Raw genomic sequence first — 23322 nt, forward strand, 5'->3', positions numbered from 1 at the left:
CATCACCCTCAATCCATTACTTTCTAATTGGTATCGCTTTCATTTCTTCAGATTAAATTACATTCTCGTCTTTCAATTTACTTAATTCATCTTTATCAATACCACATAACTTTGAATACACTTCCAAATTGTGTTCCCCTAATTTCGGTCCTGTATGCTTTACTTTACCGGCTGTTCTTGAAAACTTCGGAACAACACCTTGCATTTTTAGCTCGTCAAAATCATCATCTTCCACAGATACAATACCTTCTCTTGCCCTTATATGATCTGATTCAAACAAATCTTGCATGTTCATCACCTTAGAATAAAAAGCAGCATCATTTTCATGAAGCAATTTTTCAATTTCGGAAAAAGTTCTATTGAGCATCCATTTTTTTATAATCCTATCTAACACCTCAATGTTTTCTACACGTTTTTCATTCGTAATAAACCTAGGATCATTTGCTAATTCATCACCTCCAATAGCTTTCAAAAATCGTTTTGCAGTCTGATCAGTTGCTGCTGAAATCGTAATCCATTGATTATCTTTTGTTTTATATGTGTTAATTGGTTGACTTCCAGGGTGCTGATTTCCTTTTCGTTCTTGAATTTTATTTAATTGATCATACATGGCTACTGGAAATTCAACAAGGCGGAAAAGGCTTTCAAAAAGAGCCAGATCAATCACCTGTCCCCCTTTGTTATTAAACTGACGCTCATATAGTGCTAGTGAAACACCGTAAGCACCCATTAATGCTGTTACAGAATCAGCCATTGAGAAACCAGCGTGTACTGGAGGCCCATCAGGAAAACCAGTAATATACTGAACACCACTATAGGCCTCAGCAGCACGACCAAAAGAAGGAAGACTTGCTTTTGGTCCCGTTTGGCCATACCCACTTATACGTAGCAATATTAAATTTGGATTAATGGCTTGTAATTGTTCCCAAGAGAGACCAAGTTTTTCTAAAACACCGGGTCGAAAGTTTTCAATTAGAACATCACTTTGTTCCACTAACTTTCTCATAAGTTCGTTGCCTTTTTTACTTTTAAGATTCAGAGTAATAGATTTTTTGTTTCTGTTCATTACCTTCCACCATAGGCTAGCTCCATCTTTCATGGGAGCTAGCCTTCTTGCAGGGTCACCATTTTTCGGACGTTCGACTTTTATAACTTCTGCTCCAAAGTCACCTAGAAGTCCAGCACATTGAGGACCAGCAATGACAGTACCTAAATCAATTATTCGAATGTTTTCTAGTATTTCTTTATTAAGCATGATTAATCTCCTTGTGATGAAACTAAATTAACTGAATCAGGCAATTTAAATAGCTTTTTTGAATTATAATATTTGATTTTATCCCTTGTATCTTTTCTTAGTCCTTTTAATGCACCAATTGGAGAATCAAACTCCCAATGTGGATAATCAGAAGCGAATAACAGTCTGTCAGATCCAACCATATCAATTAATTGTTCTAAATGTTTAGAGTCCTTTGTCTCCGGTTCAATCATTGGTTGGGTTCCAAACCAGAAGTGTTCCTTAATATATTCACTAGGTGGTCTTTTCACCCAAGGAACTTCCCTTCTAACAGCACGCCATTGAGTATCTAACATGTACATTAATCCTGGAACCCATGCAAATCCTGCTTCGATAAAGGCTACTTTCAGATCTGGGTACTTTTCAAATACACCCGCAAAAACCATATTTGCCATTTGAGCTTGGTAAGTTAGAGAATGGGTTGATTGCGTTTCTACAAAGTAACGTGGAGGTCCTATTGGTCCTGATTTAAATAACCCTGTTGGGCCTACTGTTACATGGAACGTAACGACCAAATCATTTCGAACTGCCGCTTCCCAGATAGGGTGATAACGAGGGTCTCCCCATCCTCCATATGGTGCGTGAATACCGAGTCCCACTTGAACCATTTGTGGATGACTACCTAATCGGTCTATTTCTCTAGCAGCAGCTTCAGGGTCCTGTGCAGCTATCAGAACAGTTCCAAAGAGTCTTGGATCCTTTTCTAACCAATGTTCAATCAGCCAATCATTATAAGCAGGAGCCAAAGCTGTCGCCATTTCACGTTGAGGCGCACCAGATATAAAGAAGGTACCATCGGTGAACAAAATTGCGTGGGAATAGTTAAATTCATCCATTACCTGTTCTTTAAAGAAGTCCACTGACGAACAAGCCGGACCTCCTCCAGGAGTTTTACTATCTGCTCGCAGCCCTCCATTTACTGGGATCGTGAAATCTACTGTAGGTAAATGACCCCGAAACTTACTTGCAATCATATAATCACGCCAATAATCATCGAGGTATGGCAATAAATCCCGTTTGCGTACAGGGTTTGGGTGAATATCACAATCAATTACAGGTAAAGTCCTTGACCCATTTTTCACTTCATCAGACATAAAATGAAAACCTCCCTTAAATTAAAGTGAGCTCACTTTTAATTTATATTATAAATCACTTCACAATTGTTGTAAATTGATTTTTGCTAATCATTAGATAATTTTATTTTTTCTGACAATTTTAAACGTACATGTCATCTATATCTAGTAATTTACAAACTTGTATTATAAATTTAACTTTTTAGAAATTATAACCTTCATAATTTCCGTTGTACCAGCTGCAATCGTGTCCATTCGTGCGTTACGAAAACGACGAGCAAGTGGGTATTCTTCCATATATCCGATCCCACCATGAAGTTGTAAACAGTGATATGCTACACGATTTGCCATTTCTGTAATCCACCATTTGGCCATAGCTATTTGTTTTTCATCTTCATGACCCTCTAAGTAATCGATAAGAATTTTATCTACAAAGGTTCGACCAAGTTCAATTTCGGTTGCTAACTCAACTAATTTAAATTGATTATGTTGAAAACTACTAATATTTTTCCCAAAAGCTCTACGATTTCGGGTATAATCTAAGGTCAAATTTAAGATTTCTTCAGACTCTGCTTGTGATCGTATTGTTTGAACTAATCTTTCTTGTTTTAAGTTCTCCATCAAATAAGTAAACCCTTCTCCTTCATTTCCTAGTAGATTATGAACTGGTACCCGACAATCGTTAAAAAATAACTCACAAACTTCTGATGCCTTTCTGCCTAGTTTTTTCATACTTTTACCTTTTGTAAAACCATCTATTCCTTCCTCGACTATAATTAAACTAATTCCCTTATGTGGTTTTTCTTCGTTAAGGGAAGTTTTACATGCTAAGACGGTAGCACCACTATTAAGCCCATTGGAAATATATACCTTTTGCCCATTTATAATATAAGTATCTCCATCTTTTTTTGCATATGTGGTTATACTAGAAACGTCTGAGCCTGTATTCGGTTCAGTAATTCCAATAGAAAGAGTTACTTCTCCACTCACACATTTTGGTAACCACTTTTGCTTTTGTTCTTCAGTACCATATTTTGAAATATACGGTGTGACAACATCGCTGTGTAATGGAATAGCGATATCCACAGCAGCTTTACCTAATTCCTCTATAATTATTGCGGAGTACTCAAAACCTGTACTAAACCCACCGTATTTTTCTTCGACCCACGGACAAAGGAAACCATATCTCCCTAATTTATGCCAAATTTCCTTAGGTACAGCTCCAATTTCCTCCCACTTATCGTGAAAAGGTACAATCTCTTCTTGTAAAAATTTACGGAAAGACTTCCTAAATAAATTATGTTCATGTTTGTAAATATCCATAGGAACTATTTCCCTCCAAAATTAGTTCCACTTTTATTTTTAATCGTTTGCAACCATATGTCAGATACTGAATCACTTAGTTCCTCTAAATTAAATGAATCATCTCCACTTAATACACACCAATTATATGCTGTTTGTTGAATCATGCTTGCAATCGCACTTGTTAGATAGTCTAAATTAACTTCCTTGCTCACACCTTCTTTTTCAAAAGTTCTGCGTACATTGTGTATAAAACGTTGGCGAAGTTCTTTGTGTTTTTCACGATAAAAATGATCAAAACTTGAAACCTGAATTAAGACATTGTATAATTTCGCATGTTTTTTTATTGCTTTAAAGAATGCTCTAGTTGATAGTCTTATTTTCTGCTTCGAATCTAGACTTCCATGTATTTTACTTTCTTCGTAAATATCATCAATCATATCGTTAATAATATCTACTAGTATTTCATCTTTATTTGAATAGTATCTATAAAAATTCCCCTCCGATATTTCTGCTTCAGTCGTGATATCGATTATTCTCGTATTTATATAGCCCTTTTCACCATAGACTACAGTTGCAGCCTTTTTTAGTTTATCTTTCATCATCTTCCCTTTTTGCGTTTTGGGTTCAATCAATTTATTGGAAATATTAACCATACCAATCACCTTTCATCCCTTTTTAAACTTTTGTAAATTAATTATATAATACTCTTTTCCTATTTTAAATGCACTCTGTTTTCTGCATCCCATGCTTGGTCGTTTGTCATTTCTTTTAACTTAAATTTTTGAATTTTTTCAGTAGGTGTTTTCGGTAACTCTTGTATAAATTCAATATATCTAGGGAGCATAAATTCTGACATGTGTTTTTTACAATAATTATAAACATCCTGTGCAGAAATGGCCTCTCCTGGCTTTGGTATTACAAAAACTTTAACTTCTTCTTCACTTAATTCATTCGGAACTCCTATAGCAGCAGATTCATAAACTCTGGGGTGATTATTAATGATTTTTTCAACCATATATGAGGAAATATTTTCACCCTTTCTACGAATCACATCTTTGGTCCGATCCATGAAAAAGTAAAAACCATCCTCATCCCGATAAACACGGTCACCAGTGTGAAACCAACCATCCCTAAATGCTTCCTTTGTTTTTTGCTCCATTTTATAATAGCCTTCCATAAACACATGATTTTTTAGAGGTTTTAAGCATAATTCACCAGGCTGATTTGCTGAAAGTGGGTGATTGTTGTCATCTCGAATGCTTGCTTCATAGCTTGTTAATGGCTTTCCACAAGATCCAATCCTAAAGTTACTAGGGGTATTGGCAATACAGGCTGTTGATGTTTCAGTCGTCCCATACCCTTCTAACAATTGTAACCCAAAACGTTCTTGAAAAGGTTCCCATAAATCTTTAGGCACTGGTGCACCAAGTCCTAGTCTTACTGGATTATCATATTTAACATCTTTTGAAGTTTTATAAAGTATGGTAATCATTGCTCCAATAAACTTAAAGATTGTAACATTATATTTCTTCATTTCACTCCAAAATTGAGAAGCGCTAAACTTTTTTCCAATAGCCATTGGAATTTTGGATAAAAGTGCTGGCATTGTCGTACCCATTTGTGCATTAACATGAAAAAATGGCAAACAAGTATAAATAATGTCATTAGGACGAAATTGAAAAATCTTATTAGCAGAGATATTCCCAGCTTCCATATAAGCATTTTGACTTAACATGACACCTTTAGGTACACCTGTTGTCCCAGATGTATAAAGAATGCACATAAGGTTTTCAAGTGAAACAGTATCTCGATTTCTAAAAAAGGTGCTCTGGGCATTTAAAGCCCTTTCGAAAAGGTGGAAGTTAGGTTTATTTTCTACTGTGGAATGATGATCGGATAGGACTATTGTGTTTTGAACCTTTTCTAATGTTGGATAAATAGATTGATATTCCATGAAAAACTGATCTTCTACAATTGCCAAAACAGCATCAGAGTGATTTATTATATAACTGAGCATTTCGCCTTTAGTTGACGTGTTGATTGGTACCATTACGGCACCAATTTTTGCAAGTCCGAACCAAGCAAAAATATATTCTGGTGAATTAGAGAGCAGTAAAGCCACTTTATCACCTTTTTTTACTCCAAGAGATAAAAACAAATTAGCTGCTTTTGTTGCTTTTATGGAAATCTCACTTAATGTATAAATATCATCTTGGTAGTAGAGCCATTTTAAATCTGGTGATTCGTGAGCTAACTGTTCTAATTCCGTCCCGATATTTCTCATTATTTCTACCTCCTTCAATTAAATTGGTCATTTGGTGAAGCATTAAGGTACTTCAACCTCTAGTCTCAAAATTAAATTTGACCAAGATTTCCCATGTGTATCAAGGTTGAGTGATCGAGATACACCACCGGACAAAGCATTCTCCATTACAAAATTTATTGCTTTTATTCCTTCAAATTCATACCTTGTGATACTTCCCTTTACTAGTTCGCCAAACAATTCACGTACTTTTTCAATAGTTACTTGCTCTTTAATTAATTCATAATCGGTTTCGTCAAATGGAACGACACCAATATTAGCTGTATCACCTTTATCTCCAGAACGAGAATATGCGATTTCACGTAATGGTATTTTTTTCATATTACCCCTCCTATATCATATCTACTTTTAATTGAACATCATCATAATCTATAAATGTACTATACATTGCTAATACTTGTTTCACATTCCTACGGTTACCACCTGCTCCTGCTCCTCCTAATAAATATAATAATTCCACCTCATGAGCCCATTCTTCGGCAATTTCCTTTGATTCAGTTCTCATGGCCGAGCGTAACCTTACATCATATGGTGGTTCTGAGGGTTCAGGTGCAGCAGATCCATGAATAGAATTCACACCAATAATATCGTAACGTATTTCTAACGAATTATTTTTATATAATCGCTCAAAACGCTTTTCTAATGTTTCTTGACTTAATTTAGCTCGTTCATAAGCTCCTGGTCCAGCAAACGACATTTCTCCTTCACCAATGTATCCTTCTAGCACACCTACTAGAACCTTTAATTGTTCAGGGCGACCTTTGCCAGAACCGTTTTCCACTAGTACTTCATCTTCGCCAACTTGTTTTACAGTAACATTCCGAAGATCAGCTATCCCATCTGGAGTTATATAATTAGCAGGATCATGTACTTCATAAACCAATTGCCCTTTGCATGTTTCGGTAGTCATCAGTCCTCCAGCATCCTCTAATATCTTTACAACTCCATCGCCACTTTCATCAACAACTGCATATGGTAAGCCTAACCGGTGTAAATTAGGTACTACGCGATATGGAGGATCAGCAAAGTTTCCACCTGTAACATGTGTTCCGCATTCCAAAACATGCCCCATAATGATTCCTTTTCCCTTTCGATCCCAGTCATCTTCTGCCCATTCAAATTCATGAATCATCGGACCTAAGAATAAGGAAGGATCCGCTAAACGGCCTCCAATAATAAAGTTAGCTCCATTATCTAACGCTTCGACAATGGCATCTGCCCCAACATAGGCATTAGCCGATACAATGGTACCTGGAAGTTGACTAAGAGGTTCACCGGTTTCTAATATTGTAGGATCCGTTTCTTTAATATTTTCCATTACATCATCACCAGTAATAGCTGCTAATCGAATATTTGTTAAATTAAGCTCTTCCGCAATCTCCTTAACCCTTTTAATAGCTGCTTTAGGATTAGCTGCTCCCATATTACCTATTATCTTCAAACCTTTATCCACGTAAGGCAAAAAAGTGTACGCAAGCTCATCTAATCGCACATCGTATCCTGTATTAGGATCATTTAATTTTCTCATTTGTGCCATGGATAATGTACGTTCTGCTAAGGAATCAAAACAAAGGTAGTCTAAATCCCCTTTTTCCGCTAATTCAACAGCGGGTTCAATTCTGTCTTCCGCATAACCAGATCCACAGCCGATACGAATTGATTTTTTTTCCATTATTAATTCCTACCTTTCTTTCTACAGAATTTTACTTGTTATCTATGAAAAATGTTTAAAACTACTTAAATAATATTTTCTTTTTCTAAAGCTTTGATATCTGCTTCTGCAAAATCTAAATACTTTCTTAACACTTCTCCTGTATGCTCTCCTAACTTTGGTGGTCGCCGTACTTGTTGTCCTTCTTCTGATAACTCAGACATCTTAATTGGATTCCCTACAGCTTTTAACGTTTTTCCTTCTCCCATTGGAAATTCCACTAACATCTTTCTTGCTTGGATATGAGGATCTTCTTCTAAATCTTCGGGGTCCAATACAGGTGCAGCGGCAATTCCAGCCTCACGAAACATTGATGCTACTTGGTGCTTAGAATACTTACTTGCCCAATCTTCTAGTACAGGTCTGAAAAAAGACTCTACTTGACTACCTCGTTTTTCTGGAGTATCAAATTCTGGATTAGATAACAAGTCCTCTCTCTCGATAATCTTACAAAAACTTTGCCAATGGCTTTCCACAAATACACTTACCGTAAAGTACCCGTCATTAGCCTTAAAATCACCCACAATAAAGGAGAGAAAATTCGTTTCTGGGGAAGGTTTTACCCCTGTTAGAAAATAATTCATCATCGGCCTTTCATTCAATAGAAATAAACTATCCATCATAGCAATGTCCACATATCGACCTTTACCTGTTTCCTTTGCATCATGTAATGCTACAAGTAATCCAATTACTCCATTAAGGCCTGTAAATATATCTCCCAAAGAAAGCCCATGAAACCCACCAGCCTCATCTGACTTGGTACGGCTATTTAAATTATAAGTAATACCAGCCAGAGATTCAGCTATGTTTCCATATGCTGCCCAGTCTTTATAGGGACTAGCTAAAATGTCTTTATGACCATATCCACTAAGGGATACATAAACTAACTTTTCATTAATTTTTGATAAATCACGATAACCTAATCCTAATTTTTCCATAACACCTGCTCGAAAGTTTTCGACAACTACATCAGCATTTTCTGCTAATTGCTTGAATACTTCTTTCCCCTTATCCGATGATAAGTCAAGGGTTATACTCTTTTTATTTCGATTCACACGATACATCGTGGAGGCTGTTTTACTACCATCATAATCGTCTAAATACGGTCCACCTCTGCGACCTGACTCTCCTACTTTAGGTCGTTCTATCTTTATAACCTCTGCACCCATGTCAGCTAATAATTGTGTAGCCATAGGACCTGCAACCATATGTTCTGCAGCTAAAATAACAAGTCCGTCAAGAGGGAGTTTTCGTTTTTGCTCATGTATATTCACCTTTACAACACCTTCCTTCTATTTTTAAAGCCTTTCAATGATTGTTGCTGTCGCCATCCCACCTCCGCAACACATGACCTGCAAACCAAACCGTTTATCCATATCCTCCAATTCATGAAGTAATGTTGTCATTATACGGGCACCGCTTGCACCAGTTGGGTGTCCTAAAGCAATCGCCCCACCTCGTGGATTTACTTTTTCTATGTTAGGTTTATATTCTTTCATCCATGCCAGAACAACAGAAGCAAAGGCTTCATTACATTCGAATACGTCGATATCTTCTACTTTTAAACCAGCTTTATCTAAAATTTGTTTTGTTAAAGGAATTGGTCCTTCTAGCATTAAAGTGGGATCCGAACCTATTACCCCTCTTGCAATAATACGAGCACGTGGTTTTAAATTTAATTCTTCTGCTTTTTCTCTAGACATAATAATTACTCCAGCAGCACCATCACTAATTTGACTAGAATTTCCTGCTGTTATTAATCCATCATTAGAAAAAGCAGACTTCAAAGAGCCTAGTTTCTCTAAGCTAGTGTTAGGGCGAATTCCTTCGTCATCAGATACTGATTCTCCTTCTAATTCTATTGGTAAAGTTTCTCGTTTAAAATCTCCATTTTCCCTTGCTCGACTAGCAAGTTGATGACTCCTAAGAGCTAACTCATCCATTTCTTGTCTAGATATCTCCCATTTCGTTGCAATTCTTTCAGCAGAAATACCTTGAGAAATGATTTCATACCTATCTGTTAATTCAGATGGAGATTCTACTCTGTCTTCCCCTATTGGTACCCTTGTCATATTTTCAATACCCGCAGCAATTACAACATCATAGTCTCCCGCAATGACACCCTGTGCAGCTTGGTTAATTGCTTCTTGCGATGAGCCGCATTTTCGATTTAACGTCATTGCAGCAACTTCTTTTGGAAGACCTGCCATTAGAGCAGAAATTCTTGCAATATTGTTTCCTTGTTCAGCCGTTTGGGTTACACACCCCACTAGGAGATCTTTTATTTCCATCGGGTCAAAATCTACATTTTCTACTAATCCTTTAAGTAGAGAACTAAGCATATGTTCAGGGCGAGTATTTACATACATACCTTTTCTCTTTCCAGTAGGAAGACGTTTTGCTTCCACAATAACAGCCTCTCTTCCCATGACTATCTCCCCTTTTTAAGTCTTAATATTCTGAATTTATTATTTATAATTAATAATTATAAAATCCTTTTCCATTCTTTTTACCGTAATAACCTAATGCCACCATCTGTTTTAAATATGTTGGAGCTTTAAACCGGTCACCAAATGTATCTTCCATAGCAGATAATGCCTTTAACCCGGTATCTAAGCCGGCCAAATCTGCTAATTGAAAAGGGCCTAATGGGTGTTTAAATGCTAATCTCATGGCCTTATCAACATCTTCAATTGTAGCCACTCCTTCTTCGACTAATCGAAAGGCTTCTGATCGTTGAGCCAATAATAATCTAGTTGTAATAAATCCTTGTGTATCTTTTTGACATACGACAGTATCTTTACCAATAGATTGGCAGAATGATTCTACTTTTTGCAATGTATCTTCTGATGTTTCAAGCCCTTTTATAATTTCTACTAGTTTCATTACAACTGCTGGATTAAAGAAGTGTGTACCTATCATTTTATCTCTGCGACTCACCTTAGCCCCAATCAACGTTACACTTAATTGTGATGTATTTGTGGCTAAAATCGTTTCCGAGGAACAGAATTCATCTAGTTGTTCAAACAAATCCTGTTTTAATGATAGTTCTTCGGGAATCGCTTCAATTACTAAATCCGCATATTTAACACTTTCTTTTAAATCTGTTTCCAACTGAATCCTGTATAATGCTTCTCTTTTCTGACTTTCAGTAATTTTTTCTGATTTAATCATGCGATCTAAACTAATTTCAATGCTATTTTTCCCTTTTTCTAGTAGTTCATTATTCATGTCCCTAAGAACTACATTATACCCGGCTAGTGCTGCTAATTGTGCAATACCATGTCCCATTATTCCAGCACCAATGACAGAAATATTTTTCATTTTCAATCGCCCCTAACTATTAATGGTGAGTTAAATAAGTAGTTTTTAAATTTTGCTTTTGAATTTTCCCGGTAGTGTTACGGGGTAATTCATTCACTTTAATTATCTCTTTGGGAAGCTTAAATTTAGCAAGACGATTAGCTAACCAACTTTTCAGTTCTTCAGTGGATACCGATTGGTCAGACACAATAAATGCGACCGGAACTTCTCCCCATTTTTCATCTGCCATTCCAGTTACAGCTACTTCTTTTATTCCTTCGAAGTCCTCAATAACTTTTTCAATTTCCCTTGGATATATATTAATGCCACCAGAAATTAACATATCTTTTTTTCTATCTACTATATAAATGTATCCTTCGTCATCCTTCATACCTATATCACCTGTGTACAACCAACCATTTATTATGGTTTCCTCCGTTGCCTTTGGATTTTTCCAATACCCTTTCATAATATTTTGCCCTTTAGCAATTATTTCTCCTGATTCACCTGGTTTTACTTCTTCGCCATCCTCATTCACTATTTTTATATCAATACCTAATAATTGCTTCCCAACAGAGTATAAGGTGTTTTCATATTTTGGATTCGTTAATGCTAAACGATGATCGCTGGGTTTCAGTCCTGTTAACATTGGACTTGCTTCTGTTAGTCCATAGCCATTCCAAAAGTTGCATTGAAATAAATCCATCGCTTCTTGTAGAAGAGGAAGTGGCATTGGGGATGCTCCATATGTAATCATATCTAAATGTTCCATCATATTCTTATTAAATTTATTGTTTTCAATTAGTTTAGAAATCATGGTTGGTACAAGTAAAGCATGGGTCACTTTATGTTTATCCATTACTTGAAGTACTTGCTCTGGATTAAACTTTTTTAATATGATATGAGTAGCGCCAGCAAATGAAAGACTAAATACCCTAGAACCCGCTGACATATGGCACATTGGTGCTACATTTAAAAATCGATCAAAATGACGAATATTCCCCTCCGCTACCGAGGTCCAAGAATTCGCCATAATGTTGCCGTTGGATATCATAACACCTTTAGGACGACCTGTTGTACCGGAAGTATAAAATTGTAATACAATATCATCTTTAGTTAATGGTTTTTCTATAAAATCAGCTGACGATTCATTCATAGCTTCTTTATATGAAATAGCACCTTGAGTACCATCAGTATCTAACACAACTCCAAAGTTAATTCTTGTTTTTTGTGTTATTTCCTCCAAATATCCCTTATAGTCAGAATCAATAAATATTAATTTTGCTTCTGCATCTTCAAGTAAGTCACATATTTCTGTCAGAGTTAAACGATAATTGATGGGAACACCTACAATGCCTGTATAGGCTGTAGCATAATATAACTCTGGAATATAGCCACTATTCTTTGAAAGAACGGCGAAGCGATCACCTCTTGTTAAATGGAATTTATCCGTTAAAAGATTTGCAGTTCGTTTTACCCTCGAATACAATTCCTGATATGAAAGGTTTTGTTCATCGGAAATAATTGCAGTTTTATGCGGGTTAACTTTCACATGGTGAGTCAATATATCTTTTACAATCATGCTTGCACCTCCTATTTATCAAAGTAAAACTATTAAACTTCTATTCACCTTTGAAATTGGGAGGTCGCTTTTCTAAAAAAGCATGAACTCCCTCGTTTTTATCTTTTGTAGCACATAATTTTGAAAATAGCTCAGCTTCTTTATCAAAACCTTGTTCTTTATTAGCACTTAATCCTTCATTGATGGCAATTTTACTGTACTGTATGGCTAAAGGTGCCTTTTGCGTTACCTTTACCGCCATTTTCTCCGCTTCATTTATTAAATCCTCTTGCTCAACCACTTTTTGAACTATTCCTAACTGGAGTGCCTCATCAGCTTTAATCACTTTACCTGTATATATCAACAGTTTGGCCATTCCTGGAGAAATAATATTCGTTAACCTTTGGGTCCCTCCACCACCAGGAATAACCCCAATCCCAACCTCTGGTAAACCGAATCTAGCCTCTTTTACCGCTATACAAATATCACAACACATGACAACTTCAAAACCCCCACCTAAAGCAGGTGCATTAACCGCAGCTATAATAGGGATTGGGTAATTCTCTATATACGAAAATAGTTTTTTACTTCGGAATACTCGTTTTCTTCCGCTATTTTCATCAAGCTTTCCTAACTCCTTTATATCAGCACCAGCAACAAATGTTTTATTACCTGTACCGGTTAAAATAATTGCCTTATTATTCTTTTTTAATGATTCTAATACAGTCAGCAACTCTTCTTTGACTTCATCACTTAATGCATTGACTGGAGGATTATCTATTTGAACAATTGCAAAATCCTTCTTTTGCTGTACTCGATGATACGAGAATTTCATTCCTCTTCCCTCCTATTAAAAAGCGAAAACTAAATTTGTTATTAAAATTAATATCAGAGAGTTGATTTTTAAATTAATTCAAATTTGGGGATCAACATTCCTTCTTGATCTTTAAAGACAACTCTAACATCCATGTCACAATCAACTTCCTCAACATCACAGTTGATAATATTAGACATTATTCGAACTCCTTCTTTTAATTCAATTAAAGCTACTACGTAAGGTACATCCGCTTTAAATGAAGGATGAGCAGCACGCCTTGCGATTGTATATGAATAAACTTTACCTTTTCCACATGCTTCCACCCACTGCAGGTCATCAGACATACAATTTGGACAAACATATCTTGGGTAAAAGATGTGGTTATCACATTCTTTACACTTTTGAATAACTAGTTTTTCCTCCTGGCATCCTTCCCAAAAAGGTCCTGAGTCACCATCTGCTATTGGGGTTGGTTTCGTTATTTGATCCATTTTTATTCCCTCCCTAATATACATACAGATGCAGTTGATAATGTTCCACCTGTACCATTTACTAACGCTAGTTTGGCATCTTCCACTTGTCTATCTCCACATTCTCCACGAAGCTGGCGTACGGCTTCAATTAACAAATGTATCCCATACATTCCAGGATGGGCATGGGAAAGTCCACCTCCATTGGTATTTAGCGGAAAACCCCCACCTGGTGCTGTCCGTTGATTCGCAACGAAATCGCCTCCCTCACCAGGACGACAAAATCCTAAAGCTTCAATCGTTAGTAATGCTGTGATAGTAAATGAATCATAAACTTCCACTACATCAATATCATCATGAGTAACACCCGCCATTTCAAAGGCAACCTTTGCTGCATTCTTTGCGGCTGTAAGGCTTGTTAAATCAGGCATTCCTTGAATGGACCAGTGTGAGTGTGACTCTCCTTGACCTAGCAACCATATTGGTTGTGTCTTACAATCTTTTGCTCGTTCTGGGGATACGAGGACAATTGCACCAGCTCCATCTGTCACAAGGCAACAATCTAAAAGATGTAGCGGATCACTTATCATTTGCGAATTTAACACGTCATCAATTGTCAATGGATCACGTTTTGTAGCCTGAGGATTTAACTGTGCCCATTTTCTCGTCGCCACAGCAATTTCCGCTAAATGTTCAGAGGTAGTTCCATACTGATGCATGTGCCTTCTAGCAGCCATAGCATAACCTCCAACTGGGTTAGGTAATCCAAAAGGGGTTTCAAATTGACCAGTTAGTTCAGGTGGCTTTACTGGTAGCCGTTTTTCATCAGAACGTTGCGTGCTCCCATAAACTACTAAGGCTACTTCACACAAACCAGATTGAATAGCCGCTGCTGCATGACCGACATGAGCTTCAAAAGATGAGCCACCAATCTGAGTAGAGTCAGAATACTTAGGCTGTATACCTAAATATTCCCCCATTACCGCAGACGGAAATTGTCCTACACCTGGTAATCCCCACAAACCTGCGGTAAATAGGCCGTCTACTTCCTGTTTACTGATACCGGCCTCATCTAGTGCCTTTTTTGCCGATTCAGCCTGTATTTGAAATACCGATTTTCCTCCTATTACTTTTCCTCTTTCCAATTCAACATCACCAATACCAACAATTGCGGCAGCATGTTTAATCGACATCTTTTTGTTCCTCCTCTTACTATAAACTGTTAGAAACTTAGAATCTCTTCAATTTTTTTAGCAATGGAAACATATTAAATGAACATTCTAGTTTAATTTAGTAGATTTACTTTTTTACTTTTTCCTTATTCAACAGTTTTACCCCCATCTACAAATAAGGTTTGACCCGTAATATAATTTGAGGCATCTGCTGCTAGATATAACGCCATTGAAGCAATGTCCTTCGGGTGTCCCAAACGCCTTTGCGGAATCATTTTTATCATTCTATCTAATACTTCTGGATCTGCTATATCATCTTTATTTATATCTGTAGAAATCAATCCTGGTGCAATAGAATTAACATGAATATTATACCTTGCCCACTCATTGGAAAGGGATCTAGTAAGATGGATAACAGCTGCTTTACTAGCAGCATATGGTGCAATATTTCGGTATGCACGGGATCCACCGGCTGACGAAATATTTATTATTTTTCCGCTCTTTTGTGAAATCATAATTTTTGCTGCTTGTTGACTAGAGAAGAACAATCCTTTTAAATTTACATCAAAAATATAATCCCATTCTGCTTCCGTTACATTGATAGCTTTATTTGTAGAATTAGTACCTGCATTATTAACCAAAATATCTACCTTTCCACACACATCTGTACATAAATTAAAAATAGATTCAATATCTTCTTGTTTTGCTACATCCGCACTAATAGGAACACCCTTTTGTCCCATTTGATTAACTTCTTGGGCTACCTCATCACATTTTGTTTTATTTCGTCCAACAATTACTACATCGGCCCCATGCTCGGCAAAATCTAAAACAATTTGTCGTCCTATTCCTCTGCTACCACCAGTAACTACAGCAACCTTCCCGCTCAAATCTAATAATCTATCCATAATGAATACCCCTTTACTTTAGAAATGAAAATTATAATCCTAATTTATGTGTTTTAGACTCATATCGATGTCAATAATCAGGAATATTTTTTTAGTTCTAGCTTGGCAACCGTTTTTTTATGCACCTCATCTGGTCCATCTGATATTCTTGTCGTTCTAGCCTTTGCCCAAAGCTTTGCAAGTGGAAATGTATCACTTACACCACCGCCACCATGTACTTGGATTGCTCGATCAATTACTTTTACTGCCATGGAAGGTGCAACCACTTTAATCATCGCAATTTCAGCACGAGCTTCTTTATTTCCAACTGTATCCATCATATAGGCAGTTTTATGAGTTAGTAATCTTGCTTGATCAATTTCCACCCTAGATTGGGCAATCCAATTTCTTATAACCCCTTGATCAATGAGCGATTTCCCAAAAGTTTCTCGCACTTTTGCTCGTTTGATTAAATATTCCAAGGATCGTTCTGCCATTCCAATTAACCGCATGCAATGGTGGATACGTCCAGGGCCAAGTCTACCTTGAGCTATCGCAAACCCTTTTCCTTCTTCCCACAAAATATTTGACGCAGGTACACGTACATTATCAAAGATTACCTCACTGTGACCATGTGGGGCATCATCATAACCAAAAACCGACAAATTTTGTACTACTTTAATTCCTGGTGTGTCTTTCGGAACAAGTATCATTGACTGTTGCTCATGTTTAGGGGCAGTAGTATCCGTCTTTCCCATTACAATTAAAATTTCGCAATTTTCATAAGCTATTCCCGATGACCACCATTTACGACCATTAATAACATAAGAATCTCCATCCCTTTTAATACTCGTTTGAATATTAGTAGCATCAGAAGAAGCAACGTCTGGTTCTGTCATACAAAAGGTTGAACGAATTTCACCCTCTAATAATGGCTTCAACCACTTTTCTTTTTGTTCTTTAGTTCCAAATTTATCCAATATTTCCATATTTCCTGTATCGGGAGCAGCACAGTTAAACACTTCAGGAGCCATTAACGATCGACCCATAATTTCACACAAAGGCGCAAACTCAAAATTTGTTAGTCCAGCACCATGTTCACTATCTGGCAAAAACAAGTTCCAAAGTCCCTTTGCTTTCGCTATCGTTTTTAATTCCTTCAAGATAGGAGTTTCTTGCCAACGGTTATCATTGCTATTTAACTGTTCCTCAAATAATTTTTCATATGGATAAATATATTCTTCCATGAATTCCGTGATTTCTTTTTCTAATTGTTTGACTTTATTTGTTTTTTCATAGATCAACATGTTCATTCCCCCTGCTCAAATTCTTTTATTTTGAATTAAACGATCAGAATATATAATTAAATTTCGTACACTTTGCTTAAATCTAGCAAAGCGTGGATCATTTGTTGTACCACTTTTATAACGATAATAAATTTGTTGTTGCGTTACTGCGATTTTGAAATAAGCTAACACAAGATAAAACAGGAAAGATGATATGTCTCTTCCAGTTTTACTTACGTACATTTGTAAAAATTCCTCGCGGGTAATAAATCCGGGTTGTGCGGTTGTAATTTCTAAGCTCTCTTTTAATAACTCTGAATCATCTTCTTCCACCCAGTAACTTAATGTAGAACCTAAATCAAATAAGGGGTCTCCTATTGTGGTCATTTCCCAATCAACAATTCCATTTAAATGCTTTAAACTATCATCTACTAGTGCATTATTAAGCTTAAAATCATTATGAATTAATGTCGCTTTCTGTTCCTTTGGAATATTATTTTTCAACCACTTTGTTACATTGTCTAAAACACCAATATCTTCTGTTTTGTATTTATTAAATCTACTAATCCAATTATTTAACCGTCTTTCTAAAAAACCTTTTGGGAACCCGAGCTTTTCCAGTCCTACCTGTTTGTAATCTACATTATGTAGTTCTACAATCGCATCTACCATTAAAGTGGAAATATGACGTTTTTGTTCTTTAGTCATATTCTTTTGAATGATTAATTCATCATCGATTGTATGACCTTTAATTCGCTCCATTATATAAAAAGGACAATTTAAAACGCTTTTATCATTACATAAAATATATGGTTTAGGTGCTAGAGGGAACACAGTGTGTAGCTTCTTTAATAAATCATGCTCACGATTCATATCATGCGCTTTAGGTGGTAAAGGTCCATTAGGAGGCCGTCTTAAAACACCTTCCCATTCTCCCATTTTTATGAAGTAGGTTAAATTAGATTTACCTGAGGGAAATTGTTTCACTTCAAACTTGTCATCCTTAACATTTTCAAAATTCGATAAAATAAATGCTTTAATGATTTCTCGGTCTAATTCTTCCCCATCCCTTACCTGTATATATTTATTCATTGAATTCCTCCCTCCTTTTCTCTACAGAAGAAAAATAAATATGAGCTTATCTTCACTTTTATTTTATACGAATTTTTAGAATTTTACAACACTATTTTTCTAAAGGGGTTAAGTTTTTATGGATAGTCATAAAAACCCTTTCCGGTTTTCTGACCAAAGTTACCTGCGCGAACCATTTTTTTCAATAGTTTAGGTACTCGATACTTTGAGTCACCTGTTTCCTGAAATAACATTTTTTGTACATATAACAATGTGTCTAGCCCGATAATATCCGCTAGCTTAAGAGGACCCATTGGATGACCAGCACCTAGCTTCATTCCCTTATCAATATCATCTGCTGTTGCGATCCCTTCCTCAAAAACAAATATGGCTTCACAGATCATCGGAACAAGAATACGGTTTACTACAAATAAAGGGGTATCTTTGACCTGTATAGATTCCTTATTTACCGACTCTATAACTTTTGATATTCTATCAACTATTTCATTAGATGTTTGTTCTGCACTAATAATCTCCACTAATTTCATTAAAGGAACTGGATTAAAAAAGTGTATACCACATACTTTTTCTGGACGATTTGTTGCTGCAGCAATCTCTGTGATAGCTAGACTGGATGTGTTAGATGCAAGGATTGTTTTTGAATCACAAATTTCATCTAATTCGCGAAATACACTTGTTTTTGCTTTCATATTTTCAATAATGGCTTCAATTACAATATCCGAATCCGCAAGCTGTTCTTTATCTGTTGTAAATACAACACTTTGTAATACATCACTTGGTTTTATATTATTTTCCTTTTTCTTAGATATTTTAGTTAGGCTTTGCTCCATATCTATTCTTGCTTGATGTAAAGCCTCTTTTTTTAAATCAGTTAAGACTACATTATAACCACTCATTGCAAAAACTTGAGCAATTCCATTACCCATTATTCCAGATCCCAAAACTCCTATTTTCATTTATTTTTTTCCTCCTTCTCTACATTAAAGAAATCAGGTAAATCACTGCCTTTCAAAGGGAATTTTACTGGCCTCTTATCTAGAAAAGATTGAACTCCCTCTTTTGCATCTTCACTATTACCAGCCCAATAAAAATATTTTGATTCTATGAGGTGGGATGTATAAGGGTGATGTTCTCCTAACATTTTCCACAGCAATTGCCTTGAAAAACTATTAGAAGTAGCAGCCGTGTTGGTAACGATATCTCTTGCAATTTCATATGCCTTTTCAAGAGGATCATCTTCTTCGTAGTTAACCAACCCATGTTGTAGTGCTTCACTAGTAGGAATAAATCTTCCGGTATATACCCACTCTAACGCTTTTCCTATTCCCACAATTTGGGGCAAAAACCAACCTGATGCTGCCTCTGGGCCCAATCCAAGTTTAGCAAAATTGAACCCAATTTTTGTATTTCTTTTGACAACCCGAATATCCATTGGTAGTGTCATTGTTAAACCAATCCCAACCGCAGGACCATTAATAGCAGCAATAATAGGTTTCTTCAAAAGATACACAACCATGCTTAACTCACCTCCACTAAGACGATAACTGTCTAGATCATCGTCAGTAGCAAAGGTCGAACTCCCCTCATGTAAATCTTTTCCCGCACAAAACGCTTTTCCCATCCCCGTTACAATGACAACCCTAACTTCATCATCTTTGTCAGCCTTTTGATATATGTCCACTAACTCATTTTTCATTTGAGAATTATAGGCATTTAACATGCCGGGCCGATTTAAAAATACCGTTAAAATTCCTTGTTTTAACTCCGTTCGTATTGTTTCAGGCAAGATCATTCACTCCCTAAATATATCCCCTCTGGTCAATATATATTACAATAGCAACCCTATCCTCTTCAAAATTTATAATAGTATCTGATTACCTTTTATGGAACAAACTCAATCAAGTGACATCAACGATTTTTCACACCAGCAACCAATAAGCAGTTCCATGGTGTTATTACCAAATGGAATAGGGACCACACTCTAAGCGATGGGACAGGAATCCCCATACCATATTTATGTTCTAAGTGTATATAATTTATCTAATCTTTACTCTAAGCGTTCAATAATAGTTGCATTTGCCATTCCGTGACCTTCACACATCGTTTGTAAACCAAATCGTCCACCTATACGTTCAAGTTCGTTTAGCAATGTAATCATTAAGCGACCACCACTCGCTCCTAATGGATGCCCAAGCGCAATTGCGCCACCATTCACATTTAATTTTTTAGGATCTGCTCCTGTTTCTTGCAACCAAGCTAATGGTATAGGAGCAAAAGCTTCATTAACTTCAAAAAGATCAATATCATCAATTGTGAGCCCAGCCTTTTTTAGTACTTTTTCTGTAGCAGGAATAGGCCCTGTTAGCATTAATGTCGGATCAGAGCCTACAACGGAACGTGCAAGGACACGGAATCTTGGTTTTACTCCCAGTTCTTCTGCTTTTCCCCTAGACATTAATAGAATTGCATTTGCTCCATCGCTGATTTGACTAGAATTTCCTGCTGTTATTTTGCCATCTTCTTGAAAAGACGGTTTAAGATTTGCCAATTTCTCAAGACTCGTATTTTCCCTTGGCCCTTCATCATCTTTAACTACCGCTTTTTTACCATCAGGAAGTATGACTTCTAAGGGCATAATTTCTTTTTCAAATCTACCCATTTTTCGTGCTTGAATAGCCTTTTGATGACTTTCTAATGAAAATTCATCTAATTCTTTACGATGGAACCCCCATTTATCAGCAATTCGATTTGCTGAAAATCCTTGATGTATCATTTCATGTTTCGATGTTAATTCTTCGCTAAACTTTACGTTATTTCTAGTGGATCCCATCGGAATACGAGTCATATTTTCAACTCCTCCTGCAACAACTACATCCATGTCGCCACTAATAATGGCTTGAGCAGCGAAGTGAATAGCTTGTTGGCTAGATCCACACTGACGATCAATTGTTGTTCCTGGAACTGTAATTGGATAACCAGCCATTAGTGATGCTATCCTTGCTATATCTAAAGCTTGCTCACCAACTTGAGAAACACAGCCAAAGATAACGTCTTCTATTAAATCAGCAGTAATACCAGAACGTGCTACAACCTCCATTAGTGGTTTAGCTGCTAACTCATCTGCTCGAACGCTACTTAGAGTCCCATTTTGTTTGCCTACTGCTGTTCTGACAGCCTCTACAATTACTGCTTCACGCATAAAATATCCCCCCTTATCCATTCTAATCGTTTTCTAAGTTTACATTGAATTATCTATAATACATTTTGCTAATATATAATTAAGAACAAATTAGTTTATTGTATATTGAACACATACCAATCCCCCCTCCACTTTAAAATTTTGGATGGGGGGGTAACTGAAGATAATATGTCACTTCCCGTTGCAGACTTTAAGATATATTACTTTTAGGCCTACTCTTTCTATTTATTTCTGAAAAGGAAAAATCATAGCCGACTTTTTCACAACATGAATAGCCTTTTCTCAGCTTTTTGCTTTATTTCCAATTAGGTAAAAAAACACTTTCCTTCTCTCTGAAATAAACTTTGAAAAATATTTTATTATAGTTTATTCCTACTTTTTTGGCACATCGCACGCTCGCTCACATTGGCTCATAACAAAGAATTTTTATAACTATCATGAACTTCAATCGCCTCTTCCATATCAGGCGCTAAAACCCCCGTCGACTCCAATAATCTGACCGGAAATATAACTCGCGGCATCTGATAACAGGAACGCTGCCAATTCAGCTACCTCGCTAGGCTTGCCCTTTCGCCCTAAAGGGGTTTGCGACGCTACCCTAGATCGCTTTCTACCAACTTGAAAGTGAATACTGTGGCGATCAATAGAACCTGGTGCAACACCATTGAGTCGGATACCGTCTTCTCCGTATTCCAGTGCAGCAGTCTTAATCAGTCCCTCAACCGCCTTTTTGGGCACCATCGACAACGCATCCTCTTCTAGAGTCCTCAATACGGCGGTAGTCAATAAGAGTACGATTGAACCTCCACCAGATTTCTTAAGAAAAGGAATCCCTCGCTTTAAGATATTGAATGAACCAATTACATCCGCCTCAATAACATTACGGAATTCATCATCGTTAATTTCTGTTATGGGAGTTAACAAAAATGCGGGTCCTGTCGCGGAAACAATTCCGTCAATACCTCCCCAATGTTCTTGAACAGTGCTGTAAAAGTGGCTTACCGATTCACCGTCGCAAATATCAACTTCAGAGATTTGAGCATCACCTCTGGAATCACGAATCTCCTTGGCTGTGGCCTCTGCCCTTTCTTTATTACTTCTATACCCGATCGTAACTTTAGCATCCTTACTAGCTAACTTGGCAATAGCTGAGCCGTTACCACCACTTCCACCGAAAACAGCAATTCTCTTTGTCATAGTTTACCTCTCCTTGTTAAAAAATATGAATTTTCAGATATATTTATATACAGCAACACTTTATTTCATTGTATATATCTGGTTCTGTAGCTTTCAGTTATCCTGCTTGCACCCTAATTAACAAAAAAACCATTAATTCATAATTGCTCTTGATAAAAGTATGAGTATGAAACTATGAGCTAAAAACGAAGATAGACTTCTTTATTATGTAGATTTGGATAGAATTCCTCAACCAAAAGGATTTATATTATAAAAAAATAGCCCCTTTTATTATAACTATTACTTTTTACCTTTTTAAAATAGTTAATCAGGTTTATACTTTTTCTTTCCTAAACTAAGGACATACAGTATCCTCCATTTTTAAAAGTGAGGCCTCACTTTACTTTAATTATAATATTAAAGTTTACAATTGTAAATGCTGTTATTTGAAATTTTAGATAATTTTATTTATTCAGTAAATTAAACCCACAAAACAATTTTACTATTATTCTATAAACAAAGAATAAGTAGTTAGCTTAATAAATTTTATTTCACATAACATAACTTCGTTTTCTGTAAAATAAGACCGTGTATCTACCAAATATTTTGTTATGCGTAATCATCTGTACGTAGAAATAATGGACTCGATTTGT

The 23322-nt window shown here is 36.4% G+C and carries 21 protein-coding genes; all 21 read right to left on the reverse strand.

Annotation, left to right across the window (positions count from 1 at the left end):
• Positions 1-52: 52 nt before the first annotated feature.
• Positions 53-1255, reverse strand: coding sequence for a CaiB/BaiF CoA transferase family protein (locus GH754_RS00870; protein ID WP_153726846.1), 1203 nt, complete (start codon positions 1253-1255; stop codon positions 53-55).
• 2 nt (positions 1256-1257) lie between these two features.
• Positions 1258-2388, reverse strand: a complete 1131-nt coding sequence (locus GH754_RS00875) for an amidohydrolase family protein (RefSeq protein WP_153726847.1) — start codon at positions 2386-2388, stop codon at positions 1258-1260.
• Positions 2389-2553: 165 nt separating this feature from the next.
• Complete coding sequence (locus GH754_RS00880) at positions 2554-3690, reverse strand: acyl-CoA dehydrogenase family protein (RefSeq protein WP_153726848.1); 1137 nt, start codon at positions 3688-3690, stop codon at positions 2554-2556.
• Between the two features lie 5 nt (positions 3691-3695).
• The gene (locus GH754_RS00885) at positions 3696-4325 is read right to left on the reverse strand and encodes a TetR/AcrR family transcriptional regulator (protein ID WP_228550109.1); all 630 of its coding nucleotides are present in this window, start codon (positions 4323-4325) and stop codon (positions 3696-3698) included.
• Positions 4326-4384: 59 nt separating this feature from the next.
• Positions 4385-5956 carry an ATP-dependent acyl-CoA ligase gene (locus tag GH754_RS00890; protein ID WP_153726850.1) on the reverse strand — a complete coding sequence of 524 codons (1572 nt, stop codon included), beginning with the start codon at positions 5954-5956 and terminating at the stop codon, positions 4385-4387.
• A 42-nt stretch (positions 5957-5998) separates the two neighbouring features.
• Positions 5999-6316: an AtuA-related protein gene (locus GH754_RS00895; protein WP_153726851.1), complete on the reverse strand. Its 318-nt coding sequence runs from the start codon at positions 6314-6316 to the stop codon at positions 5999-6001.
• Positions 6317-6326: 10 nt separating this feature from the next.
• Positions 6327-7667, reverse strand: coding sequence for an acyclic terpene utilization AtuA family protein (locus tag GH754_RS00900; RefSeq protein ID WP_153726852.1), 1341 nt, complete (start codon positions 7665-7667; stop codon positions 6327-6329).
• 65 nt (positions 7668-7732) lie between these two features.
• Entirely contained in the window at positions 7733-8980 is a 1248-nt protein-coding gene (locus GH754_RS00905) for a CaiB/BaiF CoA transferase family protein (RefSeq protein ID WP_153726853.1), read from the reverse strand.
• Between the two features lie 24 nt (positions 8981-9004).
• Positions 9005-10135 (reverse strand): thiolase family protein, encoded by a 1131-nt coding sequence (locus GH754_RS00910; protein WP_153726854.1) that lies wholly within the window; start codon positions 10133-10135, stop codon positions 9005-9007.
• Positions 10136-10184: 49 nt separating this feature from the next.
• Positions 10185-11030 carry a 3-hydroxyacyl-CoA dehydrogenase family protein gene (locus tag GH754_RS00915; RefSeq protein ID WP_153726855.1) on the reverse strand — a complete coding sequence of 282 codons (846 nt, stop codon included), beginning with the start codon at positions 11028-11030 and terminating at the stop codon, positions 10185-10187.
• Between the two features lie 19 nt (positions 11031-11049).
• Positions 11050-12591 carry a class I adenylate-forming enzyme family protein gene (locus GH754_RS00920; protein ID WP_153726856.1) on the reverse strand — a complete coding sequence of 514 codons (1542 nt, stop codon included), beginning with the start codon at positions 12589-12591 and terminating at the stop codon, positions 11050-11052.
• A gap of 40 nt (positions 12592-12631) precedes the next feature.
• Positions 12632-13405 carry an enoyl-CoA hydratase/isomerase family protein gene (locus GH754_RS00925; protein ID WP_153726857.1) on the reverse strand — a complete coding sequence of 258 codons (774 nt, stop codon included), beginning with the start codon at positions 13403-13405 and terminating at the stop codon, positions 12632-12634.
• Positions 13406-13473: 68 nt separating this feature from the next.
• Positions 13474-13878 carry a Zn-ribbon domain-containing OB-fold protein gene (locus tag GH754_RS00930; protein ID WP_194841246.1) on the reverse strand — a complete coding sequence of 135 codons (405 nt, stop codon included), beginning with the start codon at positions 13876-13878 and terminating at the stop codon, positions 13474-13476.
• Positions 13879-13880: 2 nt separating this feature from the next.
• On the reverse strand, positions 13881-15050 hold the full coding sequence (locus GH754_RS00935; protein ID WP_153726859.1) for an acetyl-CoA acetyltransferase: 1170 nt from the start codon (positions 15048-15050) through the stop codon (positions 13881-13883).
• A 125-nt stretch (positions 15051-15175) separates the two neighbouring features.
• Entirely contained in the window at positions 15176-15937 is a 762-nt protein-coding gene (locus tag GH754_RS00940; protein WP_153726860.1) for an SDR family NAD(P)-dependent oxidoreductase, read from the reverse strand.
• Positions 15938-16014: 77 nt separating this feature from the next.
• The gene (locus GH754_RS00945) at positions 16015-17220 is read right to left on the reverse strand and encodes an acyl-CoA dehydrogenase family protein (RefSeq protein ID WP_153727175.1); all 1206 of its coding nucleotides are present in this window, start codon (positions 17218-17220) and stop codon (positions 16015-16017) included.
• Between the two features lie 18 nt (positions 17221-17238).
• Positions 17239-18294, reverse strand: a complete 1056-nt coding sequence (locus GH754_RS00950) for a phosphotransferase family protein (RefSeq protein ID WP_153726861.1) — start codon at positions 18292-18294, stop codon at positions 17239-17241.
• Positions 18295-18410: 116 nt separating this feature from the next.
• A complete protein-coding gene (locus tag GH754_RS00955; RefSeq protein ID WP_153726862.1) occupies positions 18411-19250 on the reverse strand; it encodes a 3-hydroxyacyl-CoA dehydrogenase family protein in 840 nt (279 codons plus the stop codon).
• The gene (locus tag GH754_RS00960) at positions 19247-20080 is read right to left on the reverse strand and encodes an enoyl-CoA hydratase-related protein (protein ID WP_228550086.1); all 834 of its coding nucleotides are present in this window, start codon (positions 20078-20080) and stop codon (positions 19247-19249) included. Before GH754_RS00960 ends, GH754_RS00955 begins: the two co-directional genes overlap by 4 nt.
• Before the next feature lie 261 nt (positions 20081-20341).
• The gene (locus GH754_RS00965) at positions 20342-21493 is read right to left on the reverse strand and encodes a thiolase family protein (protein ID WP_153726864.1); all 1152 of its coding nucleotides are present in this window, start codon (positions 21491-21493) and stop codon (positions 20342-20344) included.
• A gap of 462 nt (positions 21494-21955) precedes the next feature.
• A complete protein-coding gene (locus tag GH754_RS00970; RefSeq protein ID WP_153726865.1) occupies positions 21956-22690 on the reverse strand; it encodes an SDR family NAD(P)-dependent oxidoreductase in 735 nt (244 codons plus the stop codon).
• Positions 22691-23322: the final 632 nt, after the last annotated feature.

It is taken from the genome of Salinibacillus xinjiangensis (genome assembly GCF_009649735.1).
GTDB lineage: Bacteria > Bacillota > Bacilli > Bacillales > Alkalibacillaceae > Salinibacillus > Salinibacillus xinjiangensis.

What these genes read in the sequence shown, in the direction of transcription:
- GH754_RS00870 (WP_153726846.1), bottom strand. Translation starts at nt 1,255, where the DNA reads ATGCTTAATAAAGAAATACTAGAAAACATTCGAATAATTGATTTAGGT.
- GH754_RS00875 (WP_153726847.1), bottom strand. Translation starts at nt 2,388, where the DNA reads ATGTCTGATGAAGTGAAAAATGGGTCAAGGACTTTACCTGTAATTGAT.
- GH754_RS00880 (WP_153726848.1), bottom strand. Translation starts at nt 3,690, where the DNA reads ATGGATATTTACAAACATGAACATAATTTATTTAGGAAGTCTTTCCGT.
- GH754_RS00885 (WP_228550109.1), bottom strand. Translation starts at nt 4,325, where the DNA reads ATGGTTAATATTTCCAATAAATTGATTGAACCCAAAACGCAAAAAGGG.
- GH754_RS00890 (WP_153726850.1), bottom strand. Translation starts at nt 5,956, where the DNA reads ATGAGAAATATCGGGACGGAATTAGAACAGTTAGCTCACGAATCACCA.
- GH754_RS00895 (WP_153726851.1), bottom strand. Translation starts at nt 6,316, where the DNA reads ATGAAAAAAATACCATTACGTGAAATCGCATATTCTCGTTCTGGAGAT.
- GH754_RS00900 (WP_153726852.1), bottom strand. Translation starts at nt 7,667, where the DNA reads ATGGAAAAAAAATCAATTCGTATCGGCTGTGGATCTGGTTATGCGGAA.
- GH754_RS00910 (WP_153726854.1), bottom strand. Translation starts at nt 10,135, where the DNA reads ATGGGAAGAGAGGCTGTTATTGTGGAAGCAAAACGTCTTCCTACTGGA.
- GH754_RS00915 (WP_153726855.1), bottom strand. Translation starts at nt 11,030, where the DNA reads ATGAAAAATATTTCTGTCATTGGTGCTGGAATAATGGGACATGGTATT.
- GH754_RS00920 (WP_153726856.1), bottom strand. Translation starts at nt 12,591, where the DNA reads ATGATTGTAAAAGATATATTGACTCACCATGTGAAAGTTAACCCGCAT.
- GH754_RS00925 (WP_153726857.1), bottom strand. Translation starts at nt 13,405, where the DNA reads ATGAAATTCTCGTATCATCGAGTACAGCAAAAGAAGGATTTTGCAATT.
- GH754_RS00930 (WP_194841246.1), bottom strand. Translation starts at nt 13,878, where the DNA reads ATGGATCAAATAACGAAACCAACCCCAATAGCAGATGGTGACTCAGGA.
- GH754_RS00935 (WP_153726859.1), bottom strand. Translation starts at nt 15,050, where the DNA reads ATGTCGATTAAACATGCTGCCGCAATTGTTGGTATTGGTGATGTTGAA.
- GH754_RS00940 (WP_153726860.1), bottom strand. Translation starts at nt 15,937, where the DNA reads ATGGATAGATTATTAGATTTGAGCGGGAAGGTTGCTGTAGTTACTGGT.
- GH754_RS00950 (WP_153726861.1), bottom strand. Translation starts at nt 18,294, where the DNA reads ATGAATAAATATATACAGGTAAGGGATGGGGAAGAATTAGACCGAGAA.
- GH754_RS00955 (WP_153726862.1), bottom strand. Translation starts at nt 19,250, where the DNA reads ATGAAAATAGGAGTTTTGGGATCTGGAATAATGGGTAATGGAATTGCT.
- GH754_RS00965 (WP_153726864.1), bottom strand. Translation starts at nt 21,493, where the DNA reads ATGCGTGAAGCAGTAATTGTAGAGGCTGTCAGAACAGCAGTAGGCAAA.
- GH754_RS00970 (WP_153726865.1), bottom strand. Translation starts at nt 22,690, where the DNA reads ATGACAAAGAGAATTGCTGTTTTCGGTGGAAGTGGTGGTAACGGCTCA.